13 protein-coding genes and 1 tRNA gene are annotated in these 12,673 nt (G+C 57.3%); 7 read left to right on the top strand and 7 right to left on the bottom strand.

All coding sequences use genetic code 11. From position 1 onward, the window contains the following. Positions 1–82: 82 nt before the first annotated feature. From kdsB to AC2I9W_RS02975, 4 genes are all read right to left on the bottom strand, one after another. Positions 83–859 carry a 3-deoxy-manno-octulosonate cytidylyltransferase gene (gene kdsB, locus AC2I9W_RS02990; RefSeq protein WP_486408547.1) on the bottom strand — a complete coding sequence of 259 codons (777 nt, stop codon included), beginning with the start codon at positions 857–859 and terminating at the stop codon, positions 83–85. Positions 860–864: 5 nt separating this feature from the next. Beyond that, positions 865–1,053 (bottom strand): Trm112 family protein, encoded by a 189-nt coding sequence (locus AC2I9W_RS02985; RefSeq protein ID WP_158391578.1) that lies wholly within the window; start codon positions 1,051–1,053, stop codon positions 865–867. Positions 1,054–1,131: 78 nt separating this feature from the next. Continuing rightward, positions 1,132–2,163, bottom strand: coding sequence for a tetraacyldisaccharide 4'-kinase (lpxK, locus tag AC2I9W_RS02980; protein WP_486408546.1), 1,032 nt, complete (start codon positions 2,161–2,163; stop codon positions 1,132–1,134). Positions 2,164–2,420: 257 nt separating this feature from the next. Continuing rightward, positions 2,421–2,497, bottom strand: a tRNA-Val gene (locus AC2I9W_RS02975). Between the two features lie 175 nt (positions 2,498–2,672). Here AC2I9W_RS02975 and AC2I9W_RS02970 point away from each other — a divergent pair. Next, positions 2,673–3,593 carry a Dyp-type peroxidase gene (locus tag AC2I9W_RS02970; protein ID WP_486408545.1) on the top strand — a complete coding sequence of 307 codons (921 nt, stop codon included), beginning with the start codon at positions 2,673–2,675 and terminating at the stop codon, positions 3,591–3,593. An 84-nt stretch (positions 3,594–3,677) separates the two neighbouring features. Here the strand turns inward: AC2I9W_RS02970 and AC2I9W_RS02965 are convergent, their stop codons facing one another. Next, the gene (locus AC2I9W_RS02965; protein WP_486408544.1) at positions 3,678–4,109 is read right to left on the bottom strand and encodes an ExbD/TolR family protein; all 432 of its coding nucleotides are present in this window, start codon (positions 4,107–4,109) and stop codon (positions 3,678–3,680) included. Between the two features lie 18 nt (positions 4,110–4,127). Then, entirely contained in the window at positions 4,128–4,748 is a 621-nt protein-coding gene (locus AC2I9W_RS02960) for a MotA/TolQ/ExbB proton channel family protein (protein ID WP_486408704.1), read from the bottom strand. On the opposite strand from AC2I9W_RS02960, the gene AC2I9W_RS02955 reads away from it, so the two are divergent. The 6 genes from AC2I9W_RS02955 (at position 4,690) to AC2I9W_RS02930 (ending at position 11,766) form a co-directional block, all read left to right on the top strand. Further along, a complete protein-coding gene (locus tag AC2I9W_RS02955; protein WP_486408714.1) occupies positions 4,690–4,812 on the top strand; it encodes a hypothetical protein in 123 nt (40 codons plus the stop codon). The genes AC2I9W_RS02960 and AC2I9W_RS02955 overlap by 59 nt on opposite strands. A 357-nt stretch (positions 4,813–5,169) precedes the next feature. Continuing rightward, a complete protein-coding gene (xseA, locus tag AC2I9W_RS02950; RefSeq protein ID WP_486408543.1) occupies positions 5,170–6,516 on the top strand; it encodes an exodeoxyribonuclease VII large subunit in 1,347 nt (448 codons plus the stop codon). Between the two features lie 339 nt (positions 6,517–6,855). Beyond that, complete coding sequence (locus tag AC2I9W_RS02945; protein ID WP_158391564.1) at positions 6,856–7,440, top strand: Fe-Mn family superoxide dismutase; 585 nt, start codon at positions 6,856–6,858, stop codon at positions 7,438–7,440. A 180-nt stretch (positions 7,441–7,620) separates the two neighbouring features. Then, positions 7,621–8,487: a DODA-type extradiol aromatic ring-opening family dioxygenase gene (locus AC2I9W_RS02940; RefSeq protein WP_486408542.1), complete on the top strand. Its 867-nt coding sequence runs from the start codon at positions 7,621–7,623 to the stop codon at positions 8,485–8,487. Positions 8,488–9,065: 578 nt separating this feature from the next. Beyond that, positions 9,066–11,297 (top strand): NADP-dependent isocitrate dehydrogenase, encoded by a 2,232-nt coding sequence (locus AC2I9W_RS02935; RefSeq protein ID WP_486408541.1) that lies wholly within the window; start codon positions 9,066–9,068, stop codon positions 11,295–11,297. A gap of 178 nt (positions 11,298–11,475) precedes the next feature. Then, the gene (locus AC2I9W_RS02930) at positions 11,476–11,766 is read left to right on the top strand and encodes a CPCC family cysteine-rich protein (RefSeq protein ID WP_486408540.1); all 291 of its coding nucleotides are present in this window, start codon (positions 11,476–11,478) and stop codon (positions 11,764–11,766) included. Between the two features lie 131 nt (positions 11,767–11,897). Here the strand turns inward: AC2I9W_RS02930 and AC2I9W_RS02925 are convergent, their stop codons facing one another. Beyond that, entirely contained in the window at positions 11,898–12,398 is a 501-nt protein-coding gene (locus AC2I9W_RS02925; protein WP_486408539.1) for a DUF192 domain-containing protein, read from the bottom strand. Between the last annotated feature and the right edge of the window lie 275 nt (positions 12,399–12,673).

The raw sequence follows: 12,673 nt of genomic DNA, 5'->3' as shown, positions 1-12,673 counted from the left end.
TCAGCAAAGACGAGCGTCACCAAAGTTCCTCAGCCTTTGCTTTAATGCTGTGCGCTTGCTCAAGCGGCTTACGAGCGCTGTGTCAGTGCGAGAAGACGGCGCGCACGCGCTCAAGGTCTTCGGGGGTGTCCACGCCAGCGCCGGGCGCATCAGGGGTGATGTGTACCGCAATACGGTGTCCATGCCATAAGGCTCTCAGTTGCTCAAGCTGCTCCATGGCCTCTGTCGGGGCAGGAGGAAGCTGCGGGAACTGACGCAGAAAGCCCGCTTTGTAGCTATAGATGCCGATATGGCGCAATGGTGCGAAACCTGTGTGTCCGTGCTGAGGGGCCGCTGTCTCCCACCACTTTTCATCAGAGTGGTCGCGAGAGAAAGGGATGGGAGCGCGACTGAAGTAGTTGGCCAATCTGCTTGCATCGCAGACGACTTTCACCACATTGGGGTTGCGGTAGTCAGCCAGGCTGCTGATGGGGTGTGCTGCCGTACCCATGCTTGCTTCGGGGCGGGCCAGCAGCAGTTGAGCGACAGCATCAATCAACTTGGGATCGATCAACGGTTCGTCACCTTGCACGTTGACAACCACATCGTTGCCTGAAAGGCCCAGCAGTGAGCAGGCCTCGGCCAGGCGGTCACTGCCGCTGGGGTGATCTTTGCGGGTGAGGATGGCGTGAACGCCATGCTCTGAGCAGGCGCGCAGAATGCTCTCGTCATCGGCGGCAACCACGCAGCGCGCGGCCCCGGCCAATGCAGCGCGTTCCGCCACGCGCACGATCATAGGCAGGCCGGCAATATCAGCCAGTGGCTTTCCGGGCAAGCGCGAGGATGACAGGCGGGCTGGAATCAGTACCGTGTAGCTCATGGCTTTTATTGCTCGTCGCTCAGCTCTTCGTCGGACAAAGGTCGTGCTTCATTTTCTAGCAGCACAGGGATGCCATCGCGAACAGGATAGGCCAGGCGCGCGCTATGGCTGATCAGCTCCTGATGCTCGCGGTCAAAGCGCAGTGGGCCCTTGGTGACGGGGCAGACCAGTAGTTCAAGAAGTTTGGCATCCATGGGGAATCCTGCAATCAATGAGTGGGCAGCCGGGAGGGCTGCAAATGTCTGAAGTCTGAGAACTGGCGCTAATGATAGTCAGCCTGTGCGGTCTGTTGCGCAAACTGCGGCCAGTCTCGTATCCAGCAAGTGCCAGAATTCGTCGGGCAGTTGCAACTGCAAAGGCACAGCCCAGGCATCAGGGTGTTTGCGCCAGAGCTTGACTGCATCTTTTTCAGTGCAAATCAATGGATTTTCCTTACCCAGCTTTCGGCTAAAGCTCTCGAAATCATAGTGATCTGGCAAGGCCTGTGTTGCTGCAGGGAGCACGCCCTGTGTCGCCAGCATGGAAAAAAACGATTCAGGGCGTGCTACAGCAGCCACAGCCTCTATCGGTCGATCGCTGAGGTCTTTCAGGGTGATGCTCTGCCCATGACCGTTACGCGCTTGGCTGGCCAGATTGCGCTGCAGCGCAAAAGTAGGCGAGGAACCTGCAGGGTGAGGGGGTGTGCCTGCATAAAGCACGGCTGTCACTGTACGCGGCCAAGGTTCGCGCAGAGGGCCGGCGGGTAGTAGAAATCCGTTGCCAGTACCTTCATCGTTGAAGACGCACAGCTCAACGTCTCGCGCCAAGCGCAGATGCTGCAGGCCGTCATCGCTGACGATGACATTGATCTGAGGGTAGTGTTGGCGCATCGCCCGTGCGGCATCAATGCGCTTGGTGGCAACAAAGACGGGAACGCCTGTGCTACGAGCCAGTAAGGCAGGCTCGTCCCCTACATCACTGGCGGGGCTGTCTGCCAATGCTTCGCGGCAATCCTGACCGTTTTTGATCTTGCGGCCATAGCCGCGCGAGATGATGCCCGGCTGCCAACCTTTCGATTGGAGGTGGGCGACAACGGCTTGAGTCACGGGTGTCTTGCCAGCACCACCTGCGATGACATTGCCAACCACAATGACGGGAACGCCTGCACTTTGCTGATGGTTGCGCATGCGCTTGGCATTCCAGCCTTGCAAGGAGCCGTAAATCAATGACAGAGGCCACAGCAGCCAGGCCAGGGGCCCGCGCTGTCGCCATACGGCGCGTAGCCCGTGTTGATGATGGGAAGAGAGAGGGGTAAAGCTGGACATGGCGGAGTCTCGATCATAAGAGCAAGGCTTTGCTGCTGAATCGAGTGGACAAAGTCACCAAAATTTGTTTTGTTCGTGGAGACAGCCCATCCAATGCATATTGAGGCGTAGGACTCATGCCTGAGTTTGTGGCTGGATACAGGATTGGGTACCAATGAGCAGAAGTGCTGTGTATGCCTTTTTCGTGCCCTGAAAACAAAAGTGCCCGCTTGTTAGCGGGCACTTTTGCTGCAAGCTCTGGTTTTGCTTGCGATATTTGGTAGGCGCGATTGGACTCGAACCAACGACCCCCACCATGTCAAGGTGGTGCTCTAACCAGCTGAGCTACGCGCCTGTCGTCGATGGGATGAATTGTAGCAGCGTAAAAATCCACTTTTTAGAAACATCTAACTTTTTTCCACCGAAAGTGAAAGTTTTCTGAAATCCTGCACTCAGGCATGACTGAGTAGATCTGTGGCGATTCGCTACTAAACTTTGAGATGTCTTCTATCTATTGAATCGGCAATTTCATGACAAAAGCACAAGCGGGCATTCTGGCGTCTCTCCCTGAGCAGGGGCGCTATGTCTTTTTCACTCTGGCTGAGTCTGGGGCAGCGCTGCCAATCGCACTGAAGAAGCTGCAGTCCAGTGTGGATGGTCAGCAGGTGGTTGCAGGGCTGGGTCAACAGCTTCTGCACGCGTTGGGCGTTCGACTGCCGTTGATGCGCGAGTTTCCTCACCTCAAAGGGCCGCAGTTTGAAGTGCCGAGCACGCCTTATGCGCTGTGTCTGTGGCTGCGAGGGGAGCAGCGAGGCGAGATGATTGCGTTGACGGCTAAGCTATCGACTTTGCTGGCGCCTGCTTTCAAGCTGGATCATGTCGTCGATACTTTTTTGCATCAGCGCACGGATAGTGGCCATGGTCGTGACCTGACGGGCTATGAAGATGGGACGGAAAATCCTGCAGATGATGCTGCCGTGACTGCAGGTATTGCTGCAGAGCAGGGCGGAGGGCTGGACGGCGGGAGCTACTGGGCATTGCAGCAGTGGGAGCATGATTACTCGGCCTTCGATGGCATGAGCAGTCAAGAGCAAGACCATGTGGTGGGGCGCCGCCGCAGCGATAACGAGGAGCTTGAAGATGCTCCTGAGTCTGCCCATGTCAAACGCACGGCTCAGGAGAGCTTTGAGCCTGAAGCCTTTGTGGTGCGCCGTTCCATGCCCTGGTGGAGTGTCAGTCCGCAAGGAGTGGATCGCAGTGGCCTGATGTTTTCGGCCTTTGGTTGCAGTTTTGATGCATTTGAGGCTCAGATGCGCCGCATGCTGGGCATGGATGATGGCATCAGCGATGCGTTGTTTCGTTTCTCCAAGCCTCTGACTGGCAGCTACTTCTGGTGCCCTCCGGTTTCTGGCGGGCAACTGGACCTGATTGCGCTGGGCCTGCAGGCTTGATAAAGGTATGAGCGCATAAAGAAAACGGGCCATCTGGCCCGTTTTTAATGATGTATTTGCTCATTGTGGTGGGTCGAAGACCGCTTAATTGGCCGTGCCTGCGCTGGCTGATGTCTGGGTGGCAAAGGTAATCTGGGACAGGCCGGCATGGCGGGCTGCTTCCATGACTGTCACCACCGATTGGTGCGGAGCATTGGCATCAGCGCTGATGATGACCACGCTTTCATCTCCTGCAGATGCCGCGCCTGACAGGGCGGCTGAGACGGAGGCGACGCTGCGATCATCCACGCCTTGTTTGTTCACCGAGTAGCGACCATCGGCAGAGACACCGACGATGATTTCCTTGGGGCGGTCTCGCTGCTGCTCGACATCGGCGACGGGCAGAGTCAGTTGCAGCTCGGTGAACTTGCTGTAGGTGGTGGAGAGCATCAAAAAGATCAGCACCACCAGCAGCACGTCGATGAAGGCGATCAGATTGATCTCGGGCTCATCGCGGTGACGGGGACGGAAGTTCATGGTAGAGCGTTCCGCTTCTTACTTGGCCTGCAGGCGGCTCAGATGACGCACGAATTGCTCGGAGGCCAGTTCCATGCCGAGCAAATAGCCGTCCACGCGGGCGCGGAAATAGCGCCAGAAAATCAAGGCCGGAATTGCGACCATCAGGCCGAATGCCGTGTTGTACAGGGCAATCGAGATGCCGTGTGCCAGTTGGGCGGGGTTGCCGGCACCTGAACTGGCACCAGGCTGTGAGCCAAAGATTTCAATCATGCCGATCACAGTGCCCAGCAGACCTAGCAATGGGGCGGCCGATGCAATAGTGGCCAGTGCGCTCAGGTATTTTTCTAACTTGTGTGCGGCTGCCCGACCGGCGCCTTCCATGGCGGAGCGCAGTTCTTCCTCGCTGCCTTCGGGGGCTGCCTGACGGGTACGCAGGCCGGTGGCTAATACTTCGCCCAGCACGGAGCTTTGAGCAAGCTGCTCCGTGGTTTCAGCGCTCGGTAAGGCTTTGGAGGAAACGGAAATCGCCTCGTTGAGCAGGTTGCTCGGTGCGACCTTGCTTGTCTTCAGCGAAGTGAAGCGCTCAAAAATCAGGGCCATGGCCAAAATTGAGCAGGCAATCAAGGGCCAAATTGGCCATCCTGCGGCTTGTATGATCGACAGCAATGTTGCTCTCCCTCGTCGTACAGAAATTGCAGCCAGCGATTATCACCCACTGTGACGCTGGCCTGGCGGGTATTTCTCTCCACTTGCCAGAGGCTTGTGTCAGCGCAAAGAGAAGTTAGGTCGCTCAACCGTCGTGCAGGAGATATAGAGTCGCTTGGATGTTGATGCCGTATATCACATAAATCTGTGGATAACTTTGTGACTTGCTGGGACTTGCTTTACAGGTAGGCATACTGCCTCAATATTTATTACGACCTTGATAGCTTTTTGATGGTTGATAAATTGTTTTAAATCAAAGGCTTGTGGTTGTTTTTGCTTTTCTTGATTGGAACTTGGCCAGCGCTCGTGTGTACTAGACTGGAAGATGAGTTCTGTGGAGAAACTGGAGCAACTGAAGCCACACGGACACCGCATGAATTCAATGTTTGAAGGCTCCAGCCCAGCAATCACGCCACGTGTATGGGAAGTTGGCGCGCTATGCCACGCCATTGCTGATGCTTTGCAGGCCCGCTTCAATCCGGTAGCGGTGCGTGGCGAGCTCAGTGGCTTTTCTCGCGCATCTAGTGGGCATTGCTACTTCAACCTCAAGGATGCCAGTGGCCAGATTCGTTGTGCCATGTTCCGTCGTGCGGCCGACCAAGTTGGTTTTTCTCCGCGTGACGGAGAGCTGGTGGAAGTGCGTGGCAAGCTGGGCGTGTATGAGCAGCGTGGCGACTTGCAACTGGTGGTCGAGAGTATGCAGAGGGCCGGGCAGGGCGCTTTGTTCGAGCAGTTTTTGCGCCTGAAGGCGCAGCTGGAGTCCGAAGGCTTGTTTGAGATGGCCCGCAAGCGCCCTTTGCATGCGCTGCCGCGCGGCATCGGGGTGGTGACTTCACTGGGGGCAGCAGCCTTGCATGATGTGGTGACTGCGCTGCGCCGACGCGTGCCGCATATCCCGGTGGTGATCGTGCCAGCGCTTGTGCAAGGAGCCCAAGCCCCTCAGTCGTTGGTTCAGGCACTCTCAAAAATGTATCAGTTAGCGCAGGAGGGGAAAGGGTTTGAGGGTGATTTGACCTCAAACTCTGCGAGCAGGCCGGTGATTGACACCATCTTGCTGGTGCGTGGCGGTGGCTCACTGGAAGACTTGTGGGCTTTCAATGACGAGCAACTGGCGCGAACCATCGTGCAAAGCCCGGTGCCACTGATCAGCGGGGTGGGGCATGAGACGGACTTCACCATTGCAGACTTCTGCGCCGACTTGCGCGCGCCTACGCCGACAGCGGCCGCTGAGCTGGTGGCGCAGCCACGTGAGGTCTGGCTGGGTGCGTTGGAATTGATGCGGGACCGGTTGGATAACGGAATGCAGCGTGTGCTGGACCGACAGTACCAGCGTCTGGACATTGCAGCCCAGCGCCTTGGGCGGCCCAGTGAGCAACTAGCGCGCAATCATTTGCACTTGAGCCGGCAGGCGCAGCGACTGCAACATGAAATGCTATTGAAATTGGAGCGAATGGCGCACAGTCAGAAAGCACTTGAAGCCAATTTGCCTCAAATATTTCAACGCAGCCTGGCGCAACGTCAACAGATGCTGGAGCGCATGGATATGCGCCTGCAACTGCTGGATCCGCGCCTGGTGCTGCAGCGTGGCTATGCCTTGCTCAGCGATGACAGGGGGCGACCCGTGACCAGCGTTAAGGAGGCCGTGCCGGGCGCTGCGCTGACGGCTCAGCTCTGCGACGGAGCGGTGGACTTGGTCGTGACCCAGCCGCGTTTGCTGTGAACCTGAATGTTCGATGGCGCCTCTAAAGACATTAAAGAGCCTTAAAGGCCTTTGAGGGCTGCGGACACTGGATCAGAACTCTTCTGCCGTGGACGGATGCAATGCCTTGTAAGCAAGAAGGCGTCCGCCATTAGCGGTAAGCAAGCGCTGCTGTTTGCATGGGCAATAGTCCTGATGAATGCCTCCACGGCCTTCAGTTCTTTCTACAATGTCCCAGTTAGTGCAATACTTGACGGCTGTAGTACAGCAATGTACGAGCCGTGCTGCTTGGCACAACGGCTACTGCCTGGCATGAGTCATGCTGGCAGCCCCACAATTTCAACCACGAGGAAAACCATCATGGAACGCACTCTGCCCCCCCTGCCTTACGCCATTGACGCTCTGGCTCCTGCCTACAGCCAGGAAACTCTGGAGTTCCACCACGGTAAGCACCACAACGCTTACGTGGTCAAGCTCAACGAGCTGCAAGTGGGCACCGAGTTTGAAAACATGGAACTGGAAGACGTGATCAAGAAGTCCTCCGGCGGTATCTACAACCAGGCTGCTCAGATCTGGAACCACACTTTCTTCTGGAACTGCATGACCCCCAACGGTGGTGCAGAGCCCACAGGCGCTCTGGCAGAAGCCATCAACAAGAAGTGGGGCTCTTATGCCGAGTTCAAGAAGGCCTTCGTGGCCTCCGCCGTGGGCAACTTCGGCTCCGGTTGGACCTGGCTGGTGAAGAAGGCCGACGGTTCCGTGGACATCGTGAACATGGGCGCTGCCGGCACTCCCCTGACCACAGGCGACAAGGCTCTGCTGACCGTGGACGTGTGGGAGCACGCTTACTACATCGACTACCGCAACGCCCGTCCCAAGTTTGTCGAAACCTTCTTCGACAAGCTGGTGAACTGGAAGTTCGCTGAAGCCAACTTCGCTGCCTAAGCTGCGAGATACCGCATCGGGTCTGTGACTGCATGGCGCGGACCCGATGTTGGGCAAAAACCTCCGCAAGGAGGTTTTTTTGTGCCTGACTTTTTATTTGAAGGCTTTTAGGCTTCTAGCGCTTGCTGGGTATGCGCTTTTAGCTATGCTTTTTATACGTTTGGCGAAGCGGGAGAAGACATGGGTGAGCTTGAAAGGCTGGGGCAGCAGGCGGATTTCTCCGCAAAAGGAGCAGAGGCTCGCTTGCCTGTGTATTTTCTCTGTCATGGGGCCGGTCCCTGGCCCTGGGTGCCGGAGATGCAGGACTGGCATGCACAGATGGCTGCAGGGCTGCGTGACATTCCTCGGCAACTAGGGCGCAAGCCGCGTGCCGTACTGCTGATTTCGGCCCATTGGGAGGAGGCGGAGTTCGCTGTGCAATCCGCCGCCCAGCCCGGCATGCTGTATGACTATGGGGGCTTTCCTGCGCATACCTACAGCCTGCATTACCGCTCGCCCGGTGCCCCGGAGCTGGCGAAGCATGTGCTGCATCTGTTGGCGCGGGCAGGCATCAAGGTGCGTGAAGACAGTCAGCGTGGCTATGACCACGGCATGTTTGCTCCCATGGCGGTGATCTACCCGCAGGCCGATGTGCCTGTGCTGCAACTGAGTCTGCGCAGCAGCTTCAGCGCCGCCGAGCATCTGGCTGCGGGGCGTGCACTGGCGTCATTGCGCGACGAGGGCGTGCTCATCATCGGCAGTGGCTCCAGCTATCACAACATGCGCACTTTCGGCCTCATTGGTCGCGCGCCTTCCAAGCTGTTTGATGACTGGCTTGCCGAGACATTGATGCACGTGACTCCGGCAGAGCGCAGTCAGCGGCTGAGCGCCTGGGAGCAGGCCCCCGGAGCGCGCATGGCCCATCCGCGAGAAGAGCATCTGCTGCCACTGATGGTGGCGGTGGGCGCTGCCGAACAGGACGCAGCGCGCCGGGTGTACTTTGAAGAGGCCTTCATGGATTCGGCGACGGTATCGAGCTATTGCCTGTCTTCAGAGGCTGGGTGCTGAGTAGGCTCCTGCCTGCTTGTCCACTGGCACACTCAAAAACTCTTCCCTGTCATCGTCAATCGAGTCGGTGCAGGCCTGCAGCCAGTGGCTCCAGCGCAGTGCTCAGTGAGGTCAGCTCTTGCGCGCTGGCCGCAGGCATGGAAGCAAAGCTCCATCGAAAGCAGCATATACAGCCTGCAGATGCGCAAGATATTGGTCAGGTGTCATTGCGGCAGGCGCAGTAATCTGAGGTACGGGAGTGGGGCGTATTGCTTGAGCAGATAGGGCTCAAATGATGAGAGGGGGACCTTCAAGCCATCTATACAGGCTCGGGGAGTGCGGTATTACGACATTTTTTACATGACGGCAAACATCAAGAAAAATCTCGTTTCCCAATGAAAACAAGGTATGAATGCCGAGCTAAATCCCTGGGTCTTGTACAAGACTTAAAAAAAATGGCCCGGTTGCGCTTAGAATTTTGTATTGTGGGAACGCATTGCATAAAGAAAGTGTCGTCCCGCTGTGTCAGGCCCCATTGCGCAAGCTCGGGATGCAGGCCATAGGCACCTTCCCCCTTTTTTCACAACCTGAGACAAGAGATGAGTACGCAGCAACCCACCATCATCTACACCTTGACCGACGAGGCGCCTCGCCTGGCAACCAGCGCATTCCTGCCCGTGATCCGTGCTTTCGCAGCACCGGCCGGCATCAATGTGGAAACCAGCGACATCTCCCTTGCAGGCCGTATCCTGGGCGAATTTCCTGACTTCCTCACCGAAGAACAGCGCGTTCCCAACAACTTGGCTGAACTTGGCAAGTTGACGCTGACTCCCGAAGCCAACATCATCAAGCTGCCCAATATTTCCGCTTCCGTCGGCCAGCTGACTGCAGCCATCAAGGAGCTGCAGTCCAAGGGCTTCAATGTTCCCAACTTCCCTGAGAACCCCACCACCGAAGAAGAAAAGCAGATCAAGGCGCGCTACAGCAAGTGCCTGGGCTCTGCAGTGAACCCCGTGCTGCGCGAAGGCAACTCTGACCGTCGCGCCCCTGCTGCCGTCAAGAACTTCGCCAAGAAGAATCCTCACTCCATGGGTGAGTGGAAGCAGTGGTCTCAGACCCATGTGTCCCACATGGACAAGGGCGACTTCTACCACGGCGAAAAGTCCATGACTCTGGACAAGGCGCGTGACGTGAAGATGGTGCTGGAAACTGCTTCCGGCAAGTCCATCGTTCTGAAGGAAAAGGTCAAGCTGCAGGAAGCAGAAGTGATCGACTCCATGTTCATGAGCAAGAAGGCTCTGTGCGATTTCTATGAAAAGGAAATCGAGGACTGCAAGGAGTCCGGCATCCTGTTCTCGCTGCACGTGAAGGCCACGATGATGAAGGTGTCCCACCCTATCGTGTTCGGTCACTGTGTGAAGATCTTCTACAAGGAAGCCTTCGAGAAGCACGGCAAGCTGTTCGACCAGCTGGGCGTGAACGTGAACAACGGCATGGCCAATCTGTACGAAAAGATTGAAACCCTGCCCGCATCGCAGCGCGAAGAAATCATTCGTGACCTGCACAAGTGCCAGGAAAACCGTCCCCGTCTGGCCATGGTGGATTCCGCCAAGGGCATCACCAACTTCCACTCGCCCAACGACGTGATCGTTGATGCTTCCATGCCCGCCATGATTCGCGTGGGCGGCAAGATGTGGGCGGCTGACGGCAAGCCTTACGACTGCAAGGCAGTGATGCCCGAGTCCACCTTTGCCCGCATCTATCAGGAAGTGATCAACTTCTGCAAGTGGCACGGTAACTTCGACCCCAAGACCATGGGCACTGTGCCCAACGTGGGTCTGATGGCACAAAAGGCCGAAGAGTACGGCTCGCACGACAAGACCTTCGAAATCGCCGAAGACGGCGTGGCCAACATCGTGGACATTGCCACCGGCGAAGTGCTGCTGAGCCAGAATGTGGAAGCAGGCGATATCTGGCGCATGTGCCAAGTCAAGGATGCGCCTATCCGCGACTGGGTGAAGCTGGCCGTCACGCGTGCCCGCAATTCCGGCATGCCTGCTGTGTTCTGGCTGGACCCCTACCGTCCCCACGAAGCCGAGCTGATCAAGAAGGTTCAGACCTACTTGAAGGAGCACGACACCGCGGGTCTGGAAATCCACATCCTGTCGCAAGTGCGCGCCATGCGCTTCACGCTGGAGCGTGTCGCTCGTGGTCTGGACACCATCTCGGTGACCGGCAACATTCTGCGTGACTACCTGACCGACCTGTTCCCGATTCTGGAACTGGGTACCTCGGCCAAGATGCTGTCCATCGTTCCCCTGATGGCCGGTGGTGGCATGTACGAAACCGGTGCCGGCGGCTCCGCTCCCAAGCACGTGCAGCAACTGGTGGAAGAAAATCACCTGCGCTGGGACTCGCTGGGCGAATTCCTGGCGCTGGCTGTCTCGTTCGAAGACCTGGGCATCAAGGAAAACAATGCCCGCGCCAAGCTGCTGGCCAAGACCCTGGACGAAGCCACTGGTAAGCTGCTGGACCTGAACAAGTCGCCTTCGCGCCGTACCGGCGAGCTGGACAACCGTGGTTCGCAGTTCTACATCGCTCTGTACTGGGCACAGGCTCTGGCGGCTCAGACAGAAGACGCAGAACTGGCCGCCAAGTTCGCGCCTCTGGCCAAGAACCTGGCCGAGAACGAAGACAAGATCGTGGCCGAACTCAAGGACGTGCAAGGCAAGGCTGTCGACATCGGCGGCTACTACATGCCCGACGTGGCTAAGCTGGACGCCGTGATGCGCCCCAGCGCTACCTTCAACGCCGCCATCGCCGCCGCGTAAATCAAGGGTTTGCTGCAGTGCAGCCTGAGCTGCCTGCAGGCCTTGAAGCCAGCCGGTAACCTGAAAAGGTTGCCGGCTTTTTTGTGTCCGGTTTTTCTGCTATATAAATAGAAGCTAATTTCGCTTGATGGGTAAGCGTTAGAGCTTGATTTGATTAAGAATTCATGAAGGGCAAACCATGCCGTTTTATCAGTGCCCGTGCTGCGATTACTTCTCGCGGGATGACCGTGGCGAGTACGGTATCTGCAGCGTCTGCTTTTGGGAACACGACGGCTGGGATGTGGACTGCCCTGATGAATATTCCGGCCCTAACCACATGACGCTGCGTGAAGATCGGCGCAACTTTCAGCGTTTTGGTGCCTGCGACTATCGAATGCTCAAGCACGTGCTGGCACCTGCGCAGCGTGGCCGCTACCCGCATCGGCCACGCAAGCTGCACAGGGCAGCTTCAACCCACGTGCGGCCATGATTGTCTTGATTCATTCAGCCATTGCAGAAACCGGAGGCCTCGATGCTGGTGCAGCAGCGCAGCGGCGGTATCGCTCAGTGCTTGTGGAAATCGGGGCTGATGAGCATGAAAGGGACTGGTTTTGGCAGCGCCTAGCGCTTGAAGATTTCGCCGCCCAGCTTGGCGCCGGCCTTGATGCCGCGTTTGGCAAACCAGCCCTGATTCATCTCCAGCACATAGCGCACGGGCTTGGCCGAGCAGTGGGATTCGTCGCTCATGGGCTTCATGTCGGCCAAGTTAACGATGGTTCCATCATCGGCCACAAAGGCAGCCGTCAGTGGCAAGAGTGTGTTGCGCATCCAAAAGCACTGTACGCCGGGCACCTCGAAGACAAAGAGCATGCCCTCCTGCTGTGGCATTTCCTTGCGGAACATCAGGCCGATTTCGCGTTGCTGAGGGGTGATGGCCAGTTGGGTATCGATGCGGTACATCCCGGCAGTCAGGTCAATGCGGCGCAGGTTCATCTGCGGCTGGCCTTCGTCGCGGGCCATGGCATCGGGGGCGAAAAGCCCCAGCAAGCTGGAGGCGGCCAGCGCCAGCAGGCTGATGCGCAGTCTGCGCTGAGAATGGGTGTTAGGGGAGAGGTTCTTCATGAGCCTTGCAAGCCAAACAGAGGATCGGAAGCTGCAAGCCTAATGCAAAGTTCGTCTGTGAGAGAGAGCGTGGAAGTAAATCAGGTGGAGTCGCGGTGTTTGCGGTTCCCAAGCAGAAGGTGGGCCGTGTCACAGCTTCTTCGTGGGCTGTTTTCAGCGGACATATTGCTGCAAGCCTAGCCATGTCTCAGCCTTGAGGGCCATTTATGCAGCATTTCTTAAAATTCCTCGAGATACCGGTGCCAAAATTGGGTGCAACAGTCCGCACCAGCAAG

The organism is Comamonas sp. FUJ_7 (assembly GCF_057369555.1).
The sequence above is the reverse complement of the archived record's forward strand: the minus strand, read 5'-3'. Positions and strand labels throughout refer to the sequence as shown.